Genomic DNA, 25,131 nt, shown 5'->3' on the forward strand with positions numbered 1-25,131 from the left:
CAGCAGGTTCAGCATGATGGGCGGCGAGGTCGAGGCGCCCGGCGAGGCGCCCAGCAGCGCGGCGATGGTGTTGTCCTTGTCGGTCACGACTTCGGTGCCGAACTGCAGGATCGGGCCTTTCTCGGGATCGCGCTTGATGACCTGGACGCGTTCGCCGGCCGTCACCAGGCGCCAGTCCTCGGGCTTGGCCTGCGGGAAGTACTTGAGCAGCTGGGCGTGGCGGTCGGCGTCGGTCAGTTGCGCCTGGTTGATCAGGTACTTGACCAGGTCCAGGTTCTCCAGGCCCACGTCCACCATGCTGGCGACGTTGTTGTGGTTGACCGACGAGAACAGGTCGAACGACGAGCCTTGCTTGAGGAACTTGGTCGTGGCCAGCGCGAACGGTCCGAACAGCACCACCGGCTTGCCGTCGAGCTTGCGCGCATCCAGGTGCGGCACCGACATCGGCGGCGAATCGGTGTCGGCCATGCCGTAGGCCTTGACCTCATGGCGGCCGGCGATGGCGGGTGCGTCGAAGGCCAGGAACTGGCCGCCCACCGGGAAGCCGGCGTAGTTCTTCGATTCCGGGATGCCCGACAGCTGCAGCACCTTGAGCGAGGCGCCGCCCGCGCCGATGAAGACGAAGCGCGACTTCACCGTGCGTTCCTGGTTGGTCTTCAGGTCCTTGACCGTGACGTTCCAGGTCTTGTCGTCGTTCTGGCGCAGCGCGGTGACCTCATGCTGCAGTTGCAGCTTGAAGTTGGGGTTGCGTTGCAGGCCCTGGGTCAGCTGGTTGGTGATGACGCCGAAGTTGACGTCGGTGCCCAGCGGCATGTAGGTGGCGGCGACCTTCTGGCTGGCGTCGCGGCCTTCCATCAGCAGCGGCGCCCACTGGCGGATCCGCGCCGCGTCGGTCGAGTATTCCATGCCGTAGAACAGCGGGCTCTTGACCAGCGCATCGCGGCGCTTGCGCAGGTATTCGATGCGGTCATCGCCCCACACGAAGCTCATGTGGCCGGTCGGGTTGATGAAGTCCGACGGCTGGCCCAGGCGGCCGGTCTTGACCTGGTGGGCCCAGAACTGGCGCGAGACCTCGAACTGCTCGGCGATGTTGATGGCGCGCTTGATGTCGACGGAACCGTCGGGCATTTCGGGGGTGTAGTTCAGCTCGGCGAAGCCCGAGTGGCCGGTGCCCGCGTTGTTCCAGCCATTGGAGCTTTCCAGCGCGACGCCGTCCAGGCGTTCGAACAGCTCGACGCGCCAGTCCGGCTGCAATTCCTGCAGGTAGGTGGCGAGCGTCACGCTCATGATGCCGCCGCCGACGAGCACGGCGTCCAGGGGCTTGTCGTTGTCGGCTGCCGGGACCGAACGTTGGTGCAGGGGCCAGTACAGGAACAGGGCGGCCGCGACCACCACCGTCACCACCAGGCTGCCCACGATTTTGAGAAACTTTCTCATGGGTATTAGACCTTACGGTTCAAAGGATTATGTTGTTGTCGTTGTAGGAACTACGGAGAAAACGGGCGAGGGCACCTCCGGGGCGATCAAACACGCAAACAGCGATCACGCGTCCAAGGCGGCAAGCCGGGGCGGGGGAGGTTGCGAACAGGGTTGGGTGGGCGCCTGACCGGCCCCGGCTCCCGGCCAAGCGGCCGGGCATCCCTGGGGCGGGAGCCTGTGTCAGGTCTTGCGTGCAGGCCCTAGACTAGACGAAGCGGCTTCGTCCTGCCGCAATACCCGGGTCGCGGGCATTGGTTTTGGCGCAATACGCGTTGCGCCGTGATTGTAAACACATTGGCGCCACCGGTCCCTGGCGCGACCGGATCCGCGCCGTGGGGCTATGGTGCTTCCCATTCAGGTTCCATTAATATTGGCGCGCCCGCGGTCCGGATCCTGGCCGGGGAATCCGGAGTCCATCCTTGAACCGACTATTGATCAGCGCTGTCCTGGCCGCCGTGGCGGCGTCGCCCGTCCTTGCCGGCGAACGCTGGGTGGTCTATGCCGGCGGCGACAAGCCGAACCGCATCTTCGTCACCGTCGACGAGAGCTATCTCGACGCCGTGCCCCGGGCCGAGAAGACCTACAAGCTGGAAACCCTGACGGTGCTGGAGAACGCCAAGTCGCCGGACTGGGTGTCGTCCAACATGATCATCGACTGCGGCCGGCAGACGCTCGAGGAAAAGCTGATCCAGCTGTCGCCGCGCGGCGGCAAGCTGGCCACCGCGCCCGACCAGCCGGCCCGGCCGCCGAAGAACGCCGTGGGCCAGGCGCTGATCGACTTCGCCTGCGACATGGGGCCCAAGAGCGGCGCCCAGCGCGTGGCGGCGCGCAAGGCCGACAACCGGTCGCGCGGCTGGATGTACCTGGGCCCGCTCAATACCGGCGAGATCGGCGACCTGGCCTGGAACACGATGTGGACCGACGGCACCCGGCCCGCCAGCAAGCCGCGCTCGGACGCCGAGCTGGAACGCGAGATGAAGGATCTGGAGGCGCGTCGCAAGAAAGCCCTGGCCGACGCGGGCGCCCAGGCCGACAAGAGCGTGGAGCAGGACAAGCAGGCCAGCCGCCAGATCGCCACCGTCCAGGATCCGCAGGCGCGCGCCGATGCCCGCCGCAAGCGGGAAATGTCTGCCGTGCGGCGCACGATGGATGCCTGGATCGGCCAGCCCGAGGCCGAACTGCTGCGGGTCTGGGGGCCACCCACCGGCACTACGGAAAAGAGCGGCAACCGCATGCTGCAGTACTACCGCACGGAAGCGCGCTCGACCTCGGCAAGCGGCAGCGGCAGTTGCCCGCCCGGGCAGACCCTGCAGCTGACGCATGGCCCCAACGCGCCGCCGCGCTGCGCCCCGTCGGCCGGTACCCAGAGCTATCAGTACACCTATGAGTGCACGCTGAGTTTCGAGCTGCAGGGCGGCATGATCATCGACTACTTCACCAAGGACCGCCGCACGCCCAACGACCCGTATACCCACTGCAGCCACATCTTCGGGCGTTTCGACTGATTCCTGACCGGCCGCGGTGACCGGTCTTGCCGGCTCACCTGGCCCGGCAAGGCGTCAGGCGGCGGCACGCGCCGGACGCCGGCTGGCGTGCGGCAACCGACCGCCACCAGGGCGATCCCGGATGCGGGGCGTCCAGGTCCAGCCGCTCGCCCATTTCGGGCGTGGCCAATGGCACGCCGCGTTCGGCGGCCAGCGCGGCGATGCGCTCGAACGGCTCCTGCCAGGCATGCATGGCCAGGTCGAAGGTGCCGTTGTGGATCGGCAGCAGCCAGCGGCCGCGCAGGTCCAGGTGGGCCTGCAGGGTTTCTTCGGGCTGCATGTGCACGTAGGCCCAGCGCTTGTCGTAGGCGCCGGTTTCCATCAGCGTCAGATCGAATGGGCCGAACGCGTCGCCGATGGCCTTGAAGCCGTCGAAGTAGCCGCTGTCGCCGCTGAAGAACACCCGCATCCCGCCATCGTCGATCACCCACGAGGCCCACAGGCTGCGATCGCTGTCGGTCAGGCCGCGGCCGGAGAAATGCTGGGCCGGGGTGGCCGTCAGGCGCAGGCCGTCGACCTCGGTGGACTGCCACCAGTCGAGCTGCTCGACCTTGGCCGGGTCGACGCCCCAGGTGATCAGTTGGTCGCCCACGCCCAGCGGCGCGATGAAGCGGCCGGTCCGGGCGGCCAGCCGGGTGACGGCGGCGCGGTCCAGGTGGTCATAGTGGTTGTGGGAAAGGATCACGCCGGCGATCGGCGGCAGGTCGTCAAGCGCGATGGGCGGCGCGTGAAAGCGCGCCGGGCCGGCCCATTGCACCGGCGAGGCGCGCTTGGAGAACACCGGATCGGTGATCCAGTAGCGGCCGCGCAGCTTGAGCAGAATGGTCGAATGCCCCAGCCGAAACAGGCTGCGGTCGGGCGCGGCGCCGAGTTCGGCGCGGGTCAGCGGGCGTACCGGGATCGGCTGGTCGGGCACCGTGTTCGAGGGCTTGCGGAACAGCACCGCCCAGGTGAGCTTGAGCCCTTGCCAGAATCCCATCGGCGGGCGCGGCCGGGCGTTGTGGAACCGGCCGTCGCGGTGATGCGCGGACGGCGGGGTGGGGGAGGCGTCGGGCGAGGGGAGATTCACGGCGGGATTCCTGGCGGCGAAGGCAATGACGGACCGGGATGGCGTCAAAAGTATACTGAGCAGTGTAGTTTCCTTTTTTCTGAAAGTACACTGGTGAGTGTAAAATTTTCGCTATCCCTCTGATTTAGGACGTTCCCATGGCAGAAGTTCCGCAGCGGCTCACCGACAGGAAGCGCGAGGCCATCCTGCGCGCCGCGGTTGAGGAATTCCGCACGGCGGGTTACGAGGCGACCAGCATGGACCGCATCGCCGCCGCCGCCGGCGTCTCCAAGCGCACGGTCTACAACCATTTCCCCAGCAAGGACGAACTGTTTGGGCTGATGCTCGAGGACCTGTGGAACCGCAGCATCGCCAACGACGGCGTGGCCTATCACGCCGACCAGCCGCTGGCGGCGCAGCTGCGGCAGCTGCTGATGCGCAAGCTCGAACTGCTGGGCGATCCCAATTTCATCGACCTGGCGCGCGTCGCCATGGCCGAGATCATCCACACGCCGGAACGGGCCCAGGCCATCGTCTGCCGCATGGGCGCGAAGGAGGGCGGCGAGGTCGCCTGGATCCGCGCGGCCATCGCCGACGGCCGCCTGGCCGACGTCGATCCGGAATTCGCCGGGCATCAATTGCAGGGGCTGGTCAAGAGCTTCGCCTTCTGGCCGCAGGTCACGCTGGGCCTGCCGCCGCTGCAACCGGCCGAACGCGAGCGGGTGGTGGATTCGGCGGTGGCGATGTTCCTGGGGTGCTACGGACGCGGCGTGTGAGCCAGGCGCCGGACGGTCGCGCCGACGCCGCCTGACGCCCCGCGGCGGCGCCAGGCCGGGGCTCTGTTATTGTTGGCGGGACGGCGCATCGCGCCACGCCCGACCCGCAAGACCCCGCCGCCCATGCCCGGGCAATCCGACGAGGCCTTATCGCTTGAAGACCAAGAACTATCTGTTCGGCATCATCGTTTCGTTCGTGCTGGCCGGCCTGCTGGCCGCCCTGGGCCTGATCGCCGTGTTCAGCGACAACTTCGGCTGGGGCATGGTGGCGTTGCTGTCGTATGGGGTCTTGTACGGCGGGCCGCTGGCGATCGTGCTGGCGCTGACCTGGATCGTGTACCTGGTGCGCGATCGCGGCCAGGTGCCCGGACGCATCCATGCGCTGTTGTTCCTGCCCACGCTGCTGGCCCTGATGATCGTGCCGGTCAACGAGGAGATCCGCCAGGGCCGCTCCAACCGCTTCCGCGACGCCAATCCGGCCATCGCCGAAAGCCACGTCAACTTCAGCGGGCGCACCATCTGGCTGGACTACCGCGCGGCGTCGTCCTCGTCGGGCGGCGGCTCGCCCTACATGGAACCGGCTTCCGCGGACAATATCCAGTTCTCGCGCTTTGTCCGCTATCCCACGGCCAACACCGTGGCCGCGGGCGACTTTCCCTACGACGGCGCGCGCCTGAAGGCGGACGTCAGCCGCTATGCCTATTCCAGCAGCGACGGCGCGCCGGCCACGACGCTGCCGCTGCGGCAGTTGCCGGCGCCTTCCCTGGCCGCGCTGCGGCCGGCGTTCCGCTACGGCGATGCCGGGCTGCTGCTGTATCAATATTTCCATTACGCCGACCACGTCGAGGTGGCGCCCGGCCTCGCGCGATTCGCCGCGACCACCGAGGATGAGATGACGGCGGCCCGCATCGCGGGGCTGACGATCGTCAGCCTGGAAAACTACACGCCGCAGACCATCGCGCGGCTGGAGGTCAATGGCCAGACGCTGGACCTGGCGTACGCGGCCCGCAGCCTGGCGGGGCAGCGGTGCGATCCGGTGCGGGGCGGCAGCCCGGCCATGCTCGACCTGCAGCAGGCGCTGCGGGTGCGTTGGCAGACGCTGGAAGAACCGGCGCGCTGGCATGAGGCGAGCGTGACGGTGCCGGCATTCAGCGCGGCCAGTCAGGCCGATCCCGACAAGGGGCTGATGCGCGTGCGCCTGTATGTCCTGCCCGATGGCGCGGTGGCCGCCGAGCGTTTCCGCGAGATCCGCCTGCGCGGCGGCGAGCTGGCGATCCGCGCCACGGGACTGCCGGCGGCGGCGCAGCCGCATGCGGCCTGCGGCGGCGCGTATGGCGGCGCGTATGCCGGCTACAACCCGCAGACGGTCAAATTGTTGGCCAACTGAGCCGCGGGCGGCGTGACGATCACGGCCGCCACCAGGCCTGCGCCACGGGCGACAGGACGACGAACGCGGCCAGGTTCAACGCCACCGTCGCCCAGAACTGGATCCGGAAACGCCGCTTGATGGTCTTGTGCCGCAGCCAGCGCTGCGCCAGCAGCGCGCCGGGCCAGCCGCCGGCCAGCGCCAGCGCATGCAGCGTGCGCTCGGAAATCCGCCACTGGCCGGCGCGCGCCTGCGCCTTGTCCCAGGTGTAGAACGCGATGGTAATGAGGCTGAGCGAGAGATACGCCAGCCCCACCCACAACGGCACCTGCAGCAGGTAGGTGGCCAGGCCGTAGGCCGCGAGGCAGGCAAGCAGGAACAGCGCGGTGTGCATGGAAGGCTCCTGGCGTGGCGGTGGCGGAACCGGCATGGTATTCCAGTTCGCCGCCGCCAGCGGATCCGGCAATATCCGCCGGTCAGCGAAAACAAAAAAAGCTCCTTTTACAGGGGCTTTTTTTATTTTGTCCGACACGCTTCTCGCGGCCGCGTCGCGCACTGGCGCTTATTAATACGCCACTCGGTGCATCCATTATTTCGAATATCCAAAGAAAAAACCCAAAGCCGGAAATCGAAAAAATAGCCTCCATAATCGCCGCGCGAGTTCAGGCATTAACGATTGATACGCCAGATCATTATTCGCCCGTCGGCTGGAGAACGCGATGCAAGCAGCGAAGTCGTTCACGCTCGTCCCTCGGCGCCTGACCGTCCTGGTCGGCGCGGCATTATTCGGCGGCTGGCCCGGCACGGGCGTCCAGGCCGCTTGCGTCACCACCGGTTCAGCGACCACCTGCAACACCGCCGCGCCCAATCCGGCCACGGCGCCGATCGGGCAGGGGCCGTCCACGGCGGCCGGCGCGTCGGTCACGATGCAGCCCAACGCCAGGCTCGAAGTCAATAACGCCAATGCCGTCAGCCTGGGCGACAACGCCGCCATCACGGTGGCGGCCGGCGCGGTCATTTCCAATCTCGCCACGTCGGGCGCGGGCTTGTGGAGCGCGGGCAACAACACGGTGGAATTCGGTTCCAACGGCACGCTGACCATCGCCCAGGGCGGCAAGGTCCAGGCCCTGGGCACGCAGGCCAACGCCGAGGCCGTCAACGTCATGGGCGCGGGCAACACCATCATCAACCGCGGCCTGATCTCCGGCGGCAATGCCGCCGCCATCTGGTTCGAGGACCGCACGCGCGGCGCGGCCAACACCGTCGACAACTACGGCACGATCCAGGCCGGCAACGGCACCAGCAGCAACGTGATCGGCAACAGCGGCAGCGGCAACGTCAATTTCATCAACCGCAGCGGCGCGGTGGTCAACGGCAGCCTGACCTTCGCCAGCGGCGATGACTCGCTCACGCTGTATCCGGGGTCGATCATCACCGGCGGCTTCAATGGCGGCGGCGGCACCAACAGCCTGACGCTGACCGGCGAGGCCGGCTCCAGCGACACCTTGCCCGGCACCATCCGCAACTTCCAGTCGCTGATCAAGACCGGCGATGGCAAATGGACGTTGTCCGGCTCGGTCGGCAGCAACGGCGGCGGCACGCCGCTGGCGGTGCAGGTGCAGGACGGCACGCTGGCCCTGACCGGCGACAACACGGGCTTCAACGGCTCGGTGCGGGTCGATGCGGCCGGCACGCTGGAAGCGCGCGCGCAAAGCCTGCCGCCGAGCGTGACCAACAATGGCCTGGTGCTGTTCAACCAGCCGGACAACGGCACCTACGCCGGCACGATCAGCGGCACCGGCGCGGTCAACAAGATTGCCGCGGGCATCCTGACGCTGACCGGCGCCAACACCTACCAGGGCGGCACGCGCATACAGGGCGGCACCGTCGCGATCAGCGCCGACGGCGCGCTGGGCGCGAGCACGGGCGGGGTGACGCTGGATGGCGGCGCGCTGGCGTTCACCAACAGCTTCAGCCTGGCGGGCAGCCGCAATGTCAGCGTCACCGCCAACAACGGCACGCTCAGCGCCAATGCGGGCGTGACCGGCACCGTGACGCAAGCCATCACCGGCGCGGGCGCGCTGACCAAGGACGGCGCCGGCACCGTGGTGCTGACCAGCAACGCCAACAGCTGGGCGGGCGCCACCACCATCGCCGCCGGCACGCTGCAACTGGGCAACGGCGGCGCGTCGGGCAACCTGCCGGGCGCCGCCGCCATCACCAACAACGGCACGTTGGCCTTCAACCGCAGCGACCTGTTCACCTTCGGCAACCTGATCACGGGCAGCGGCGGCATCCGCCAGATGGGATCGGGCACCACCGTCCTGACGGCCAACAACAGCTACGCCGGACCGACCTCGGTGACGGCCGGCGCGCTCTACGTCAACGGTACGCAGAGCGGCACTGGCGCGGCGACCGTGGGCAACGGCGCCACCCTGGGCGGCACCGGTACGCTGGGCGGCAGCGTCACGGTGCAGACCGGCGGCACGCTGGCGCCGGGCGGCGTCGGCGCGGCGCCCGGCACGCTCACCATCGGCGGCGACCTGACCCTGCAGAACGGCTCGGCGCTGGCGTATTCGTTCGGCCAGGCGGGCGTGGTCGGCGGACCGTTCAACGACCTGACCAATGTCGGCGGCAATCTCGCCCTGGGCGGCACGCTCAACGTGCAGACTTCGGTGGGCGGCTCGTTCGACCCCGGCGTCTACCGGGTCATCAACTACGCCGGCGCGCTCAGCGGCACGCTGGCGCTGGGCGCGGTGCCGTCGCCGGGCAACTATTTCATCCAGACCTCGGTGGACAAGCAGGTCAACCTGGTCAACACCAACGGCCTGACGCTGAACTACTGGGACGGCGCCAGCCCGCTGAACAAGAACAACAACACCATCGACGGCGGGCCGGGCATCTGGACGGCCAACGGCGCGCTCACCAACGACAACTGGACCGGCATGACCGGCGCGCTCAACGCGCCCTGGAGCCAGAGCGCGTTCGCCGTGTTCATGGGGCAGGGCGACACCGTCAGGGTGGACAGCACCACCAATGGCGCGATCCTGGCGCAGGGCATGCAGTTCGCGGCCGATGGCTACACGCTGGTGAACAATGCGGTGGGGGACGCGCTGACCCTGGTGGGCGTGCCGGCCGCGGGCGGCGGCCCCAACGAAGCCGTGATCCGCGTGGGCAACGGGGTGGCCGAGGGCGGCGGCTACACAGCCACGATCGGCGCCACGCTGGCGGGCGCGGCCAAGCTGGTCAAGACCGACCTGGGCACGCTGGTGCTGTCGGGCGTCAACACCTATACCGGCGGCACGGCCATCAACGGCGGCGTGCTGCAGGTCAGCCAGGACAGCAACCTGGGCGCGGCGGGCACGGGCCTGACGCTGGATGGGGGTACGCTGCGCGCCGCCGCCAGCTTCAGCTCGAACCGCGCCACCGAGTTGCGCGCCGGCGGCGGGCGCTTCGACATGGCGGGCGGGTCCACCTTGACGCTGACCAGCCCGGTGACGGGCGCGGGCGCCTTGACCCTGCTGGGCACCGGGACGCTGGCGCTGGCGGGCGATGCGACCTACGCGGGCGGCACCACCATCACCAGCGGCACGCTGCAGCTGGGCACGGGCGCGGGCGGGTCGACCACCGGCGGCATCCTGGGCAACGTGGCCAACAGCGGCACGCTGGCGTTCAACCGCAGCAATACGTACACCTTTGGCGGCGTCGTCAGTGGCACCGGCGGCGTCACGCAGATCGGGACCGGGACCACCGTCCTGACGGCCGACAACACCTACACGGGCGGCACCACGATCTCGGCCGGCACCTTGCAGCTGGGCGCCGGCGGCGCCACCGGCGCCACCGGCGGCATTGTCGGCAACGTGGTCAACAACGGCGGGCTGGTCTTCAACCGCGGCAATGGTTACGCCTTCGGCGGCGCCGTCAGCGGCGCCGGCACGGTCACGCAGCAGGGCGCCGGCACCACCGTGCTCAGCGCCAACAACAGCTACACGGGCGCGACCACCGTCAACGCCGGCGGCCTGTTCGTCAACGGCGACCAGAGCGCGGCCACCGGCGCCACCACCGTCAACAACAGCGCGACGCTGGGCGGCAAGGGCGTGATCGGCGGCGACGTGACGCTGACCGGCAACAGCATCCTCTCGCCGGGCGACAACAGCACCGCGCCAGGCACGCTGACCATCCAGGGCAACCTGACGCTGGGCAGCGGCACCTCGCTGAACTATGGCTTCGGCCAGGCCAACGTGGCGGGCGGACCGTTCAACGACCTGACCAACGTGGCCGGCAACGTCAGCCTGGGCGGCCAGCTCAACGTCTCGCTGTCGCCGGGCGGGCGCTTCGACCCGGGCATCTACCGCATCATCAATTACGGCGGCGCGTTGACCAACCCCGCGGGCCTGACCCTGGGCACCTTGCCGGCCGGCTCCAACCCCGCCAACTACTTCGTGCAGACCTCGGTGGACAAGCAGGTCAACCTGGTCAACACCAATGGCCTGACGCTGAACTACTGGGACGGCGACGCCGGCCCCAAGAACAACGGCCAGGTCAATGGCGGCTCGGGCACCTGGGTGGCGCCGGGCGGCGTCAACGACAACTGGACTGACGCGGGCGGCGCGCTCAACGCGCCCTGGAGCCAGGGCGCGTTCGCCGTCTTCACCGGCCAGAGCGGCACGGTGCTGGTGGACAGCGCCACCAACGGCCAGATCAACGTGCAGGGCATGCAGTTCGCCACCGACGGCTACCTGCTGCAAGGCAATGCCGCCGGCGACAAGCTGACGCTGACCGGCGCGCCGGTTGCCGGCGGCGGGCCGGCCGAAGCGATCATCCGCGTCGGCGCGGGCTCGGCCGATGGCGCCGGCTACACCGCGACGATCGCGGCCGTGCTCGATGGCGCGGCCAGGCTGGTCAAGACCGACCTGGGCACACTGGTGTTGTCGGGGGTCAACACCTATGCCGGCGGCACCGCCATCAACGGCGGCGTGCTGCAGGTGTCGCAGGACGCCAACCTGGGCGCCGCCGGCACGGCGCTGTCGCTGGATGGCGGCACGCTGCGCGCCGCCGGCAGCTTCGCCACGGCGCGCGCCGCCACGCTGGGCGCGGGCGGCGGCAGCTTCGAGGTCACGGGCGCCAACGTGCTGACGCTGAACAGCGCCGTCAACGGCGCCGGCGCCCTGGGCAAGCTGGGCACGGGCACGCTGGTCCTGGGCGCGGACAACGGCTACACCGGCGGCACCACGATCTCCGCGGGCACGCTGCAGCTGGGCGCGGGCGGCGCCACCGGCAGCCTCCTGGGCAATGTGACCAACAACGGCACGCTGGCCTTCAACCGCGGCAATACCTATACCTATGCGGGCGTGGTCAGCGGCACGGGCGGCGTGACGCAGCTGGGCAGCGGCGCCACGGTGCTGACGGGCGCCAACACCTATACCGGCGGCACCACCATCTCGGCCGGCACGCTGCAGCTGGGCGCGGGCGGCGCGAGCGGCAGCATCGTCGGCGACGTGACCAACAATGGCGCGCTGGTCTTCAACCGCAGCGACACCTATACCTTCGGCGGCCTCGTCAGCGGCACCGGCTCGGTCAGCCAGAACGGCGGCGGCGCCACCATCCTGACGGCCAACAACACCTACAACGGCGGCACCACGATCTCCGCCGGCACGCTGCAATTGGGCGCGGGCGGCGCGACCGGCGGCATCGTCGGCGACGTGGCCAACAACGGCGCGCTGGTCTTCAACCGCAGCGACACCTACACCTTTGGCGGCCTCATCAGCGGCAGCGGCAACGTCACCCAGGCCGGCGCCGGCACCACCATCCTGACGGCCGACAACACCTATGCCGGCGCCACCCGCATCACCGCCGGCACGCTGCAGCTGGGCAACGGCGGCGCCAGCGGCAACGTGGCGGGGCCCATCGTCAACGCCGGGACGCTGGCGGTGAACCGCAACGACACGTTCGCGCTGGCGGGCCCGATCACCGGCACCGGCAAGTTCGTGCAGCAGGGCACGGGCACCACTGTCTTCACCGGCAACAACACCTATAGCGGCGGCACCGCCATCACCGCGGGCGTGCTGCAACTGGGCAATGGCGGCACCAGCGGCTCGCTGACCGGCGACGTGGTCAACGACGGCGTGCTAGTGGTCGAGCGCAGCGACCAGGTGCTGCTGAACGGCATCCTCTCCGGCACCGGCGCTTTCGTGCAGAACGGCGGCGGGCAGACCGTGCTGAGCGGCAACAACAGCTATACGGGCCTGACCCAGGTGCTGGCCGGCTCGCTGTTCGTGAACGGCAACCAGAGCGCCGCCACCGGCAACACCTTCGTGGCCACCGGCGCCACCCTGGGGGGCACCGGCACCCTTGGCGGCAGCGCCTTCGTGGCCGGCACGCTCTCGCCCGGCGACACCACCGGCGCGCCGGGCACGCTGACGATCAACGGCGATCTCACCCTGGGCAATACGGCCACGCTGTCCTACAACTTCGGCCAGGCCGGCACCGTGGGCGGTCCGCTCAACGACCTGACCATCGTCAAGGGCAACCTGACGCTGGACGGCACGCTCAACGTCGCCACGCCGCCGGGCGGCAGCTTCGATCCGGGCGTCTACCGGGTCATCAGCTACGACGGCGCCCTGACCAACAACGGCCTGACCATCGGCACGATTCCGTCGCCGTCGTTCTCGCTGCAGACCGCGATCGACAAGCAGGTGAACCTGGTCAATACCGCCGGGCTGACCCTGAACTTCTGGGACGGCGCCGCCGCCGCGGGCAAGAACAACGGCACGGTCGATGGCGGCAACGGCACCTGGCAGAATTCGACCGGCAACGACAACTGGACCAATTCACTGGGCGTGCCCAACGCGGCCTACGCCGACGCGACCTTCGGCATCTTCATGGCGGCGCCCGGCACGGTCACGGTGGACAACAGCCTGGGCCAGGTGCGCAGCGGCGGCATGCAATTCGCCAGCAACGGTTACCGGCTGATCGGCGGCGCCATCGAACTGGTGCCCGACGCCGGCGGCGGCACGACCCTACGCGTGGGCGATGGCAGCAGCCTGGGCGCCGGCTACACCACGACCCTCGACGCGGTGCTGACCGGCGCCTCGCGGCTGGTCAAGACCGATCTCGGCACGCTGGTCCTGAATGCCGCTAACACCTACGGCGGCGGCACCGCGATCAATGGCGGCACGCTGCAGATCGCGGCCGACACGGCGCTGGGCGCGGCGGGCGCCGCGCTCGGCATGGACGGCGGCACGCTGCGCACCACGCAGAGCCTGACGCAGTCGCGTCCGATCACGCTGGGCGCGATGGGCGGCGGCCTGGAGCCGCTGGCGGGCACCACGCTGACCGTGGCCAGCGACATCGGCGGCGCCGGATCGCTGACCAAGCTGGGCGGGGGCACCGTCATCCTGACGGGCAACAACAGCTACGGCAGCGGCACCGTCGTCAAGGACGGCGTCACCGTCATCAAGGCGGGCACGCTGCAGGTCGGCGACGGCGGCACCCGCGGCAACATCATGGGGATCGTCAGCAACGACGGCGTGCTGGCCTTCAACCGCTCGGACCGCTATGTCCAGGCCGACGTGATCAACGGCGGCGGGCAGGTGATCCAGCAGGGCAGCGGCACCACCGTGTTCAACGCCATCAACGGCTATACCGGCGGCACCACCGTGGCGGCCGGCGGGCTGGCGGTGGGCGACGCTGGCCACGCGGGCGCGGCCATCAACAGCGGCGGTCCGGTGACGGTGCAGGCCGGGGCCCGCTTCGGCGGCTACGGCAGCGTCAAGGGCAACGTCACCAACGCCGGCACGCTGGCCGTGGCCGACGCGTTTCCCGGCCTGGGCGGCGGCGCGGGCGGCTGCGCCATCACCGGCAACCTGGTCAACAGCGGCGTGGTCGACCTGGGCGGCGCGGCGCCGGGCAACGTGTTGACGGTGACCGGCAACTACCAGGGCCAGTCCGGCGTGGTGGCGCTCAACACCTTCCTGGGCGCCGACAATTCGCCAACCGACAAGCTGGTGCTGAGCGGCGGCGCCGCCAGCGGCAGCACCACGCTGCGCATCACCAACAAGGGCGGCCTGGGCGCGAAGACGAGCGGCGACGGCATCCAGGTGGTGCAGGCGTTGAACGGCGCGACCACCACGCCGGGCGCCTTCACCAGCGGCGGCGTCTATGCCGGCGCCTATTCGTACCAGCTGTTCCGCGGCGGCGTCGCGGCCGGCAACGAGCAGAGCTGGTACCTGCGCTCGGAACTGGCCAACGGCCCCGACCCGACGCCCACCTACCGGCCCGGCGTGTCGATCTACACGGAAGTGCCTTCGCTGGCGCGCGAGCTGGCGGTGCAGCAGATCGGCACGTTCCACGACCGCCAGGGCAACCAGGACCTGCTGGGCGGAACCGGCGGCCTGCCGTCCGGCTGGGCGCGCACCTGGGGCGATCACTTCTCCGAGCGGCGCGATGGCACCGTGCGGCAGTCGTTCAGCGGCAATATCTTCGGCATGCAGGCGGGGCAGGACCTCTACGCCCGCCGCACCGACAGCGGCCACCAGGACCGCTATGGCCTGTTCCTGGGCTACGCCCGCGCCGATGGCGACGTCAAGGGGTTCGCGATGGGGCAGGAGGGCTACGGCGCCGGCAAGCTGGCCATCGACGCCTACAGCCTGGGCGGCTACTGGACCCACGTCGGCCCCGGCGGCTGGTACACCGACACCGTCATCATGGGCAGCCACCTGAAGGTCAAGCCCGGGTCGCGCGCGGGGGATACCGCGTCCACCGACGGCAAGGCCTTCACGGCGTCGGTCGAAGCGGGGCTGCCGATCGCGCTCAGGCCCGACCTGAGCCTCGAACCGCAGGCCCAGCTGATCTACCAGAACACGCGGATCGACGCGGTGCGCGATTCGGCCTCGGAGGTCTCGTTCGCGCCCCGGAACGCGCTGATCGGACGGGTCGGGGCGCGTCTGCAGGGCGAGTACCAGGCGGGCGGCGCCACCTGGAAACCCTATCTGCGCGCCGACCTGCTGCATACGCTGGGCGGCAACGACAGCGTCAGCTTCGGCGGCGGCACCACCAGCAAGTCGGCCATGGGCGGCACGCAGGCGCGCCTGGGACTGGGCATGTCGGTCAAGGCCAGCGAGCGCGTCAGCGTCTATGCGTCGACGGGCTATGGCTTCAATCTGGGCGGCGAGCGGCGCGAGATGGTGCAGGGCAATGTGGGAGTGCAGATCCGCTGGTAGGCGCGGTCCGGCCGCGGGGAAGGGGTGGCGCCGACCATCGTCGGCCCGCCTCGGCCGGGCGGCGCGGCATGCTTGCGCCGGGGTACCTTCTTGGATAATATTGACAATCATTTTTATTTGACCGTCAAGACGTTCACTTGCAGGCCGGGTTTGGGCGGACTGAATCGTGACTGCCGCCAATCTTCCGACCTCGACCCTCAAGACCCTCTACGCCGAGCATCATGGCTGGCTGCGGTCCTGGCTGCGCCGCAAACTGGGCTGCCCCGAACAGGCGGCGGACCTGGCCCAGGACACCTTCCTGCGCGTCCTCACATCCAAAGCCTCGCTGGTCGAACTGGCCGAGCCGCGCGCCTACCTGACCACCACGGCGTCGCGGCTGGTGCTGGACCGCGCGCGGCGGGAACGGGTCGAGCGGGCCTACCTCGAAGCCATGTCGCTGGCCGCGGCCGCGCTGCCGCGCTGGGCGCCGTCGCCCGAGGCCGTGATGAGCGCGGTGCAGGCGGTGGAACAGCTCGCCGCTGCGCTGTCCACGCTGGCGCCCAAGGGGCGCGAGGCCTTTCTGCTGCACTACCTGGAAGACGAAAGCCAGCCGGCCGTGGCGCAACGGCTGGGCATTTCCGTGCGGATGGTGCAGAAGTACCTGGCGCAGGGCCTGCTGCGCTGCCATCAAGTCGTCGCGCCGTGAGCGCCGGCCGCGCGGCCTGTCCCGCGGAGGGCGCGGCGGCATGAGCGCGCGCTCCGCCATTCCCGATGCCATCGCCGAAGAGGCCGCCCTGTGGGTGGTGCGCCTGAGCGCGGGCGACGCCGCCGAGCGCGCCGCGGCGCAGGCCGGACTGGACGCCTGGATGCGGCAGAGTCCCGCCCACGAGGCGGCGGTGAGCCATCTGCGGCAGGTGGTCGATTCCATGCAGGGGCTGCGCGGCGAGGACGCGGCGGCGGCCGGCGCGGCGCGGGCGGGGTTCGAGGCGGCGTTCGTCCATGCCGGCAGGAAGCGCGCCAGGCGCCTGCTGCTGTCGGTCGGGGCCTTCCTGCTGGCCGCCACGGTCGCCTGGACCGCGCTGCAAGGCGATTCGCTGCCGTACCTGATGGCCGATGCCCGTTCCGCGACCGGCGAATGGCGTTCCCAGCTGCTCGAGGACGGCACGCAGGTGACCCTGGCGAGCAACAGCGCTATCAACTTGCGCTTCGACACGCGGCGCCGGGAATTGGAGCTGGTGCGGGGCGAAGTCCTGGTGAACGTGGCCAAGGACGCCTCGCGTCCGTTCGTCGTCTCCACGCCGGAGGCCCGCCTGACCGCGCTGGGCACGCGCTATGTGGTCGAGCGGCGCGAGGGCGTGACGATCCTGACGGTCATCGAATCCCGCGTGCGCGTGGAGACGGCGGGCGGCGGGGAGGGCGCCCGCGCGGCGGCCCCGGGCGGCGCGGCGGCCACCCCGGCGCTGGTGGTCGAGGCGGGTCAGCGGGTGGTGATCGCGCGATCCGGCGCCGGCAAGGTCGAGACCATCGATCCGCGCGAGATCGCCGATGCCTGGAAGCATCACCATCTGGTGGTGCGGGACCGGCCCCTGACCGACGTGCTCGATGAGCTCGGCCGCTACCGGCCGGGCCGGATCTTCTACGACCGCGCGGCGCTGGCGGGCGTGCGGATGGTGGTGGTGCTGCCGCTGGACGACACCGACCGGGCGTTGCGGCTGTTGCAGGAGAGCGTGCCCGGGCTGACGCTGACGTCCCTGACCCCGTACCTGGTCTGGGTCGGCCGCGGCGCGCCCGTCGCGGCGCGCTAGCCCCGGAGAAATATTTTTCGCACGCGGTTCGTGTTTTGCAATCTGGCGCGTCATGTCCTGTGAAGACGACGGCCAGGGGCGTCTTCTCCGCTCTCGACCGCCCCGGGCGTTCCACCCAAGGACACGAAATCATGCACAAGCCGTACCCGGCGGGCTCACGCCACCGCTTCCTTTTCCCATCGCCTCGCCACGCCGGCGCGGCCTGGGGGCTACGGCTGGCGTTGGCCGGCCTGGCCTGCGCGTCGATCGCGCCGGCCCAGGCGCAGCAGCAGTCGCGCCAGCAGTACGACATTCCCGCCGGGCCGCTGATGGACGCGCTGAGCCGCTACGCCCAGGAGTCCGGCGTCGTGCTGTCGCTGATGGCGGACCAGGTCGCCAACCTGCAGAGCCGCGGGCTGCACGGCAGCTACGGCGTGGACGAGGGCTTCGCGGCGCTGCTCAGCGGCACCGGCCTGGATGCCCGGCGCGGCGAGTCCGGCTATACCTTGGTCGTCCGGCCGGCGCTGAAAGGGGCGACCGAACTGCCCGCCGTGACCGTGACAGGCAGCCAGCTGGAAGGCGGCGCGGACCAGGCCTATCGCGCCAGCAGCGCCAGCGTCGGGGTGCTGGGGCAGCGGTCCCTGAAGGACACGCCGTACAGCATCGACGTGATCACGCGGGATCTGCTGGACAATCGCCAGGCGACTTCGCTGACGGACGCGCTCAAGGGCGATGCCTCGGTGTCGATGCTGGCCAACGACATCAGCGGCCTGGCCTCGCAGGTGTCGGTGCGCGGCATCGGGCTGGACCTGGTCAACGGCCGCAAGATCGACGGCCTGAACGTCTTCAGCTGGAGCAGCGAGCTGCCGCTGGAACACTTCGAGAGCGTGCAGATCCTGAAAGGCGCGACCGGCTTTCTCTACGGCTTTGCGCAACCCGGCGGCGTGGTCAATTACGTCAGTAAGCGGCCGACCGCCGAGACCCGCCTGGCCCTGACGACCCAGGTCACCGATAGCGGAACCGTGCTGCTGCACGGCGACGCCGGCGGCCGGTTCGGCGGCGAGGACCGCTTTGGCTACCGCGTCAACCTGGTGGACGAGCAGGGCGACACGTATGTGGACGGCGGCAGCATTCGCCGTCGTTCGGGCTCGGTCGCGCTGGACTGGCGCATCACCCCGGACCTGGTCTGGAGCGTCGACGCGCTCAAGCAGGACCGCAAGGTCAAGGGCTCCGCCGGCTGGGGCCTGTATCCGAACGCGAGCGGCCAGACGGGCGACTATGCGCCGGCGGCCGTGCTGGACCCCATCAAGGGCAACAAGCCGATCTATTCGCCGTTCACCGGCTACGAAACCAAAAGCGACACCATCGGCACCGACCTGGCCTGGCACGTTGCGCCCAAGTGGGACGTCAAGCTGGCCTACCGCCAGTCGAAGATGGACCGGATCTACGAGAACGGCGCGCTCTACGCCAACGCGCAGGGCGACTACACCGAGGAAATGTACGCCGGCACCGACCGCTACAAGACCGCCGAAAGCCAGGCCCTGGTCACGGGGGGCTTCGCCACCGGGCCGATCGAGCACGAGATCGCGCTGGGGGCCAGCTATGGCAAGACCCGGGGCTACACCTCCAGCGTGTCCGGCTATGAAGTGCTGGGCTCGGGCAATATCTACCATCCGCCCCGGTTCGCCAATCCGCACCTGCATGCCGCGCCCGTCGACACGCAGACCAGCGAGGTCACGCAGCGCTCGGTGTTCGCGTCGGACACGCTGCACCTGGGGCAGGACTGGGACCTCATCGCCGGCCTGCGACGCAGCAACATCAAGGACCGCTACGCCGGCTACGACAGTTCGGCGCTGTCGCCGACCTATGCGCTGGTGTTCCGCCCGCTGTCCCAGCTGTCCCTGTATGGCAGCTATATCGAATCGCTGGAGCAGGGCGCCATCGCACCGATTTCCGCCGCCAACGCCTACCAGTCGTTCCCGCCGCTCAAGAGCCGCCAGGTCGAGGTCGGCGCCAAGCTCGATGGAGAGGACTGGAGCGCCACCGCGGCGCTGTTCCAGATCAAGCGCGGGCTGACCTACACCGATGCCAACAACGTCTTCACCCAGGACGGGCGCTCGCGCTATGACGGCCTGGAACTGTCGGGCAAGGCGCGCCTGAGCCGGCAGTGGGTGGTCAACGCCAGCGCCTTGTTCCTGCGCAGCAAGGTGACGCAGGGCGTGGCCGATCTGATTGGCAACCGCATCGACGGCGTGCCGCGCCAGCAGTTCGCGGCCTACGCCGAATACACGATTCCCGAGACGCAATGGACCTTGACGGCCGGCGGCCAGTACTACGGCTCGCGTTTCGTCGATGCCGGCAACACCGTGTCGCTGCCGTCCTACACGCTGTTCGATGCCGGCGTGCGCTACGTCACGCGGCTGGGCGCCACCCGCGTCACCGTGCGCCTGAACGTCGACAACCTGGCGAACAAGGCCTATTGGATGACGAGCGCGGGCACCTTGCTGCAGGGCATGCCGCGCGTGGCCAAGCTGTCGGCGCAATTCGAGTATTGAGTGCGCGGGCGGGCGGAGCTCGGCTATCATGGGCGGCGCCGCGGGCAGGGCCCGCGGTTCCCGCCAGGAGATGACGATGTTCCCCACGGAAGTCCTGATTGCCTACCTGTTCGCCTGCGGCATCATCGTGGTGTCGCCCGGACCTGACAACATCCTGGCATTGAGCCGCGGACTGAGCCAAGGCGGCGTGGCGGCGGCGGTGTCGTCATTGGGCGCCGCGGGCGGCATCATGGTGCACACGCTGGCCGCGACCTTCGGCCTGTCCCTGCTGATGCAGACCTCCGACATGCTGTTCTGGAGCATCAAGCTGGCCGGCGCCGCCTATCTCATCTACCTGGGCGTGAAGGCGCTGCGCGCCCGGGATCTCGTCACGATCCGCAAGTCCGACCATCTGCCGTTGCGCAAGGTCCTGGCGGTCGGTTTCCTTTCCAATGTCCTCAATCCCAAGCCCGGCCTGTTCGTGCTGGCGTTCCTGCCGCAGTTCGTCGACAGCGCGCGCGGCCCGGTCCAGGTCCAGATGCTGGTCTATGGCGGCATCTTCGCCGTCCTGACGCTGATGGTGTTTTCGCTGGTCGGCGCCTTCGCGGCCAGGCTGTCGGGCTGGCTGGTGTCCCGTCCCGCCGTCGCCGCGCGGCTCAACACCGGCGCCGGGCTGACGCTGATCGGCGCCGGGGTGCTGGTGCTGACGCTGCGTTCCGGCTCCCAGCGCTGATGTGACTTGGTCAATGATGATGAGGCGAGGAGGGCGGTATGGGTGAGGGCGTGGTTGGCAAGGTCGCGAAGTGGCTGTTGGCGGCGGTCTGTTGTCTGGGGTTCGGCCTGTCGGCCGCGTTGGCCGGCCCCATCGTTTCCACCCAGGATGGAAAAATCGAGGGAATCGGGCGGGGGGACGTCGAGCAGTTCCTGGGCATTCCCTTTGCCGCGCCGCCGGTGGGGCCCTTGCGCTGGGCCGCGCCCGCGCCGGTGACGCCGTGGACGGGCTTGCGGCCCGCGACGGAGTACGCCAGCAAGTGCGTCCAGAATGGCTGGGTTGCGCCCATCCGCCAATACCGCAACGAGGACTGCCTCTATCTGAATGTCTATCGCCCGGCGGCGCCGGCCGCGCAAGCGCGTCCGGTCCTGGTCTGGTTCCATGGCGGCGCCGCGGTGGCGGGATCTTCGCAGGATGTCGACGGCTCGGTCTTCGCCGCCAAGACGGGCCAGGTGGTCATCAGCGTCAACTACCGCCTGGGCGCGTTCGGCATGGCGTCGTTCGCGCAATCCGGCAGCAATTTCTGGCTGCGCGACCAGCAGGCGGCGCTGCGCTGGGTCAAGGCGAACGCCAAGGCGTTCGGCGGCGATCCCGGCCAGGTGACGATCATGGGCCAGTCGGCCGGCGCCTATTCGGTCACGGCGCACCTGGTGTCACCGGCCAGCGCCGGACTGTTCCAGCGCGCCATTGCGATGAGCCTGCCGGTCGGCCCCATCCATGATTCCATCACGGCCGAACAGGAGCGCCGCAGCGGGCCGACCGCGACGATGGTCGAGAAAGCTGGCTGCGCCAACGCCCCGGACGCGCTGGCCTGCCTGCGCGCCAAATCCACCGAGGCGATCTTCGAGGCCGGCGGCGGCGAGGCGACGCGCGCGGCCGGCTGGCGAATGGTCATCGACGGCGACAGCATCCCGGACAATCAGATGGAACGGTTTGCGCGCGGCGAATTCCACCGGGTTCCGATCCTGGTGGGCTTCGCCCGCGAAGAGAATGGCTTTTTCCTGCAGGCGCGCCGCGCCGCCGGCCAGCCCCCGCTGAGCGCGGCCGCCCTGGCCAAGCAGATCGCCGCGCTGCCCGACAGCGCGCGGGTCGAGGCGCGCTACACCATCCCGGCCTATGGCTCGCCGACGCGGGCGGCCATCGCGCTGGCCAGCGACCGCTGGGGATGTCAGGTGCAGCAGTGGGCCAGGGTGGTGGCGGCGTCGACGCCGGTCTATCTGTACGAGTTCGCCGATCCGCGGGCGCCGACGACGATCTTCCATGTCGACGAGCCCAAGGACGGGCCGTTCCACAATTCCGACATCCCGTACGTGTTCCAGAGCGGCTATCCGCACGAACAGCAGGCGGATGCGCCGGCCTGGACGCCGGCCCAGAAGGCGTTGTCCGATCGCATGCTCGGGTACTACGCACGCTTCTCGGCGTCCGGCGTGCCGGCGGCGGACTGGCCGACCTCGGGCACGATGATCCTGCATCCCGATGGCGACAGGATCGAGGCCGATCCTGCGTTCCAGCAGCGGCATGCGTGCGGGCTCTGGGAGCGCTGAGGGCCGCGCAAGCGAGGGTAATACCGCGCGCCGGGGCGGGTCCTCGCCAGCCATTCGGCACGCCACTCAATCCCGCCGCGCAAACATATTGGACGCTCCGCATCGCCTGTCCTAGCCTTGGCGCTCATCCACGGCTTTGGAATCCGCATGCTGTCCATCATCCCCACGGAGGTTCATACCGCCGTCCCCGCCCATCTGCGCCTGAATCAGGAAACCGACTGGAGCCGGGCGCGCGGCGGCGGTCCCTTGCACTCCTTTCTTGAGGGGCCGGGCTTTGACCGTCAGGGCCGGTTGTACTGCGTCGACGTATGCCACGGGCGCATTTTCCGCATCGGCCGCGACGGCGCCTGGGAAGTCTTTGCGTCCTATGGCGGGCGTCCCAACGGCCTGCGCATCCACCGCGATGGGCGGGTGTTCGTGGCCGACGCGCTGCACGGCTTGCTGGTGTTCGACCCGGACACGGGTCGGCGCATCGGCGAATTGGCGCAATGGGCGCCGGGCCAGCGGTTCTCCGGCCTGAATGACCTGGCGTTCGCCGACGATGGCACCGTGTTCTTCACCGATCCCGGCCACAGCGCGCTGGAGGATCCGCACGGCCGCGTGTTCGCCTGGCAGGAAGGTGGCGCGGCGGCGCCGGTATTGCAAGGGCTGCCGTTTCCGAATGGCGTGGTGGTGATGCCGGACCAGGCCGCGCTCTGCGTGGCCAGCACGCGGTCGCTGGAAGTCCTGCGCGCGACCCGCCGCGGCGTCCAGGTACGCAATCTTGGCGTCTACGCCCGTTTCAGTGGCGGCCTGGCCGGACCGGATGGGCTGGCCGTGTGCGAGGACGGCGGCCTGGTGGTGGCCCATTCCGGCCTGGGCGTGGTGTGGTGGCTGGATCCGCTGGGCGAAGTGCGCGGGCGCATCGAATCATGCGCCGGCATCCGCAACACCAATCTGGCCTTCGATCCCGACGATCCACACACGCTCTATATCACCGAGAGCGAGACCGGATCGATCCTGCGCGCCCGACTGCCGGTCAAGGGCCGCACGCCGTACTCGCATCGCTGACATCGCGTCGGCGCGCGGGCGCCGGACCAGGACAGGGGCCCGCACCAAAACAATAGAGGAGACCACCATGAAGACCTTGCGCAGCATCCTGGCCGCGACCGCGGCCACCTGCCTGTTTGGCATCAGTCCGTCCGCATCGGCCGCCGATCCGGCCTTTCCTTCCAAGCCCGTGCGTATCATCGTGCCGTTTGGCACGGGCGCGATGGTCGACCTGATTCCCCGCGATCTGGCGACGCAGCTGGCGGCCAAGTGGGGCCAGCCGGTCGTCGTCGAGAACAAGCCGGGCGCGGCCAGCATGATCGGCGCCGAGTACGTGGCCCGTTCGCCGGCGGACGGCTACACGCTGCTGATGGCGACGTCGAGCACGCTGTCCGTGGCGCCTTATCTGTACAAGAAGCTGCGCTTCGATCCGGTCAAGGATCTGGCGCCGGTGACGCTGGTGTCCACGGCGCCCAATATCCTGATGGTGTCGCGCGACCTGCCGGCCCGGTCGGTGGCAGAGCTGGTGGCGCTGGCCAGGTCGCGGCCGGGCGAGTTGTCCTATGCCTCGGCGGGCGTGGGCGGCATCCTGCACCTGCAGGGCGAGCGCTTTCTGGAGACAACGGGCACGCAGATGGTGCACGTGCCCTATCCGGGCTCGCAGCAGGCGGTGGGCGACCTCAGCACGGGGCGGGTGCAGATGATGATAGACATCATGGCGTCGAACATCGGCAATCTCCAGGAAGGTCGCCTGCGGCCGCTGGCCGCCATGACGCGCGAGCGCCTGCCGCAATTCCCGGACTTGCCCACCATCGGCGAAGCGGGCTATCCGGACCTGGCCACCGATCTGTGGTTCGGCCTGGCGGTGCCGGCGGGCACCGACGCGGCCATCGTCGACAAATTGCAACGCGATATCGCCGAGGTGGTGCAATCGCCGCAGATGCGCGAGAAGTACGCGGCGATGGGAATGAACATGGTGGGCAGCACGCCGGCGCAGATGCGTGACCTGGTGCGCACCGACGGCGATCGCTGGCGTCACGTGATCGAGACGGCCGGCATCCGTATCGAGTGAGGCGCGGCGGTCAGCGGCTGCGGGCCGCCTCGGCCAGGCTGGCCAGGAAGTTCTCCAGCAGGGTCGAGGTGGCCTGCTTGCGCCAGCACACGTACATCTCGGCCACCGGCGGGTCCTGCACCGCGAGGGGCCGGTAAACCACGCCATCGAGCCGGTTGCGCGAGGTCAGTTCGGGCACCAGGGCGACCCCCAGGCCGGCGGCCACCAGCGACACCAGCGTGTGGGGCTGGGTGGCGCGTTGCACCACCAGCGGCGTGTGGCCGTCACGGCCGAGCAGTCCTTCGACCATGTCGCGCAGGTAGGGCGAGTTGGCCGGCGTGAAACTGATCAACGGCAGGTCGCGCAGACTGGGCAGGTCGATGGCCGGGCGCGCGGCCAGCGGATGCTGCGCCGGCAGCACCGCCATCAACGGCTCGTCCAGCAGTTTCTGGCTCATCAGGTCGGGATGGCGGGCGTGCGGCCGCATCAAGCCCACGTCCAGCCGGTTCTCCAGCAGGCCGCTGACCTGGTCGTTCGAGATCATTTCATGCAGCGCCAGCTCCACGGCCGGGAACCGCTGCGTGAAAGAGCCGATGGCGGTCGGGATCAGATAGTAGGCGCTGGCCGCGGTGAAACCGACGCGCAGGAAACCGGCGTCGCCACGCTTGGCGGCCGCGACGATGCCCGGCGTTTCGTCCCAGCGCGCCAGCAGCGGCTTGATGTGGGCCAGCAGGACTTCGCCTTCGTGCGTCAGGCGCACATTGCGCTGGTTGCGGCGGAACAGCTGCGTGCCCAGGGTGTCTTCGAGCAGCCGGATCTGTTGCGACAGCGGGGGCTGCGAAATATGCATGCGCGCGGCGGCGCGGCCAAAGTGCAGCTCTTCGGCGACCGCCACGAAGTAGCGCAACTGGCGTAGATCCATCTTCATCGGAGGGCCTTGCAATATGGAAATCGACTCAATCTGAGTTGAATAATATATTGGACGACTAAGTCCGCGCCCTCCA

16 protein-coding genes are annotated in these 25,131 nt (G+C 69.3%); 12 read left to right on the forward strand and 4 right to left on the reverse strand.

The window, feature by feature from the left end; all coding sequences use genetic code 11:
* A partial coding sequence (mqo, locus tag AOZ53_RS16845) for a malate dehydrogenase (quinone) (protein ID WP_054488577.1) occupies nt 1-1,437 on the reverse strand: 1,437 nt, incomplete at its 3' end.
* Between the two features lie 461 nt (nt 1,438-1,898).
* On the opposite strand from mqo, the gene AOZ53_RS16850 reads away from it, so the two are divergent.
* Complete coding sequence (locus AOZ53_RS16850) at nt 1,899-2,984, forward strand: hypothetical protein (protein WP_156333411.1); 1,086 nt, start codon at nt 1,899-1,901, stop codon at nt 2,982-2,984.
* Between the two features lie 34 nt (nt 2,985-3,018).
* On the opposite strand, the gene AOZ53_RS16855 is transcribed toward AOZ53_RS16850, so the two are convergent.
* Entirely contained in the window at nt 3,019-4,092 is a 1,074-nt protein-coding gene (locus AOZ53_RS16855; RefSeq protein ID WP_156333412.1) for an MBL fold metallo-hydrolase, read from the reverse strand.
* Between the two features lie 137 nt (nt 4,093-4,229).
* Between AOZ53_RS16855 and AOZ53_RS16860 the strand changes: the two genes are divergently transcribed.
* Both AOZ53_RS16860 and AOZ53_RS16865 read left to right on the forward strand, forming a co-directional pair.
* On the forward strand, nt 4,230-4,847 hold the full coding sequence (locus tag AOZ53_RS16860) for a TetR/AcrR family transcriptional regulator (RefSeq protein ID WP_054488581.1): 618 nt from the start codon (nt 4,230-4,232) through the stop codon (nt 4,845-4,847).
* Nucleotides 4,848-5,001: 154 nt separating this feature from the next.
* A complete protein-coding gene (locus AOZ53_RS16865) occupies nt 5,002-6,234 on the forward strand; it encodes a hypothetical protein (RefSeq protein ID WP_054488583.1) in 1,233 nt (410 codons plus the stop codon).
* Between the two features lie 19 nt (nt 6,235-6,253).
* Here AOZ53_RS16865 and AOZ53_RS16870 read toward each other — a convergent pair whose 3' ends face one another.
* Nucleotides 6,254-6,607, reverse strand: a complete 354-nt coding sequence (locus tag AOZ53_RS16870; RefSeq protein WP_231690626.1) for a DUF1294 domain-containing protein — start codon at nt 6,605-6,607, stop codon at nt 6,254-6,256.
* On the opposite strand from AOZ53_RS16870, the gene AOZ53_RS34740 reads away from it, so the two are divergent.
* The 9 genes from AOZ53_RS34740 to AOZ53_RS16910 all read left to right on the forward strand — a co-directional run bounded on the left by AOZ53_RS34740 (nt 6,606) and on the right by AOZ53_RS16910 (nt 24,148).
* Entirely contained in the window at nt 6,606-6,782 is a 177-nt protein-coding gene (locus AOZ53_RS34740) for a hypothetical protein (protein WP_197286499.1), read from the forward strand. The genes AOZ53_RS16870 and AOZ53_RS34740 overlap by 2 nt on opposite strands.
* 150 nt (nt 6,783-6,932) lie before the next feature.
* Nucleotides 6,933-15,434: an autotransporter-associated beta strand repeat-containing protein gene (locus AOZ53_RS35205; RefSeq protein ID WP_054488585.1), complete on the forward strand. Its 8,502-nt coding sequence runs from the start codon at nt 6,933-6,935 to the stop codon at nt 15,432-15,434.
* A 166-nt stretch (nt 15,435-15,600) separates the two neighbouring features.
* Nucleotides 15,601-16,119, forward strand: coding sequence for a sigma-70 family RNA polymerase sigma factor (locus AOZ53_RS16880; RefSeq protein WP_054488586.1), 519 nt, complete (start codon nt 15,601-15,603; stop codon nt 16,117-16,119).
* Between the two features lie 40 nt (nt 16,120-16,159).
* Nucleotides 16,160-17,218: a FecR family protein gene (locus tag AOZ53_RS16885; RefSeq protein WP_054488588.1), complete on the forward strand. Its 1,059-nt coding sequence runs from the start codon at nt 16,160-16,162 to the stop codon at nt 17,216-17,218.
* 131 nt (nt 17,219-17,349) lie between these two features.
* Entirely contained in the window at nt 17,350-19,752 is a 2,403-nt protein-coding gene (locus AOZ53_RS16890) for a TonB-dependent siderophore receptor (RefSeq protein WP_156333413.1), read from the forward strand.
* Nucleotides 19,753-19,828: 76 nt separating this feature from the next.
* The gene (locus AOZ53_RS16895) at nt 19,829-20,464 is read left to right on the forward strand and encodes a LysE family translocator (RefSeq protein ID WP_006395005.1); all 636 of its coding nucleotides are present in this window, start codon (nt 19,829-19,831) and stop codon (nt 20,462-20,464) included.
* A gap of 38 nt (nt 20,465-20,502) precedes the next feature.
* Nucleotides 20,503-22,047 carry a carboxylesterase/lipase family protein gene (locus tag AOZ53_RS16900; protein WP_054488593.1) on the forward strand — a complete coding sequence of 515 codons (1,545 nt, stop codon included), beginning with the start codon at nt 20,503-20,505 and terminating at the stop codon, nt 22,045-22,047.
* Between the two features lie 147 nt (nt 22,048-22,194).
* Nucleotides 22,195-23,097, forward strand: a complete 903-nt coding sequence (locus tag AOZ53_RS16905; protein ID WP_054430415.1) for an SMP-30/gluconolactonase/LRE family protein — start codon at nt 22,195-22,197, stop codon at nt 23,095-23,097.
* Nucleotides 23,098-23,164: 67 nt separating this feature from the next.
* Nucleotides 23,165-24,148 (forward strand): Bug family tripartite tricarboxylate transporter substrate binding protein, encoded by a 984-nt coding sequence (locus AOZ53_RS16910; RefSeq protein ID WP_054430416.1) that lies wholly within the window; start codon nt 23,165-23,167, stop codon nt 24,146-24,148.
* A 10-nt stretch (nt 24,149-24,158) separates the two neighbouring features.
* On the opposite strand, the gene AOZ53_RS16915 is transcribed toward AOZ53_RS16910, so the two are convergent.
* Entirely contained in the window at nt 24,159-25,055 is an 897-nt protein-coding gene (locus AOZ53_RS16915) for a LysR family transcriptional regulator (RefSeq protein ID WP_054488596.1), read from the reverse strand.
* Between the last annotated feature and the right edge of the window lie 76 nt (nt 25,056-25,131).

The organism is Achromobacter sp. 2789STDY5608621, assembly GCF_001299375.1.
In the GTDB taxonomy this organism is placed as follows: domain Bacteria; phylum Pseudomonadota; class Gammaproteobacteria; order Burkholderiales; family Burkholderiaceae_B; genus Achromobacter; species Achromobacter insuavis.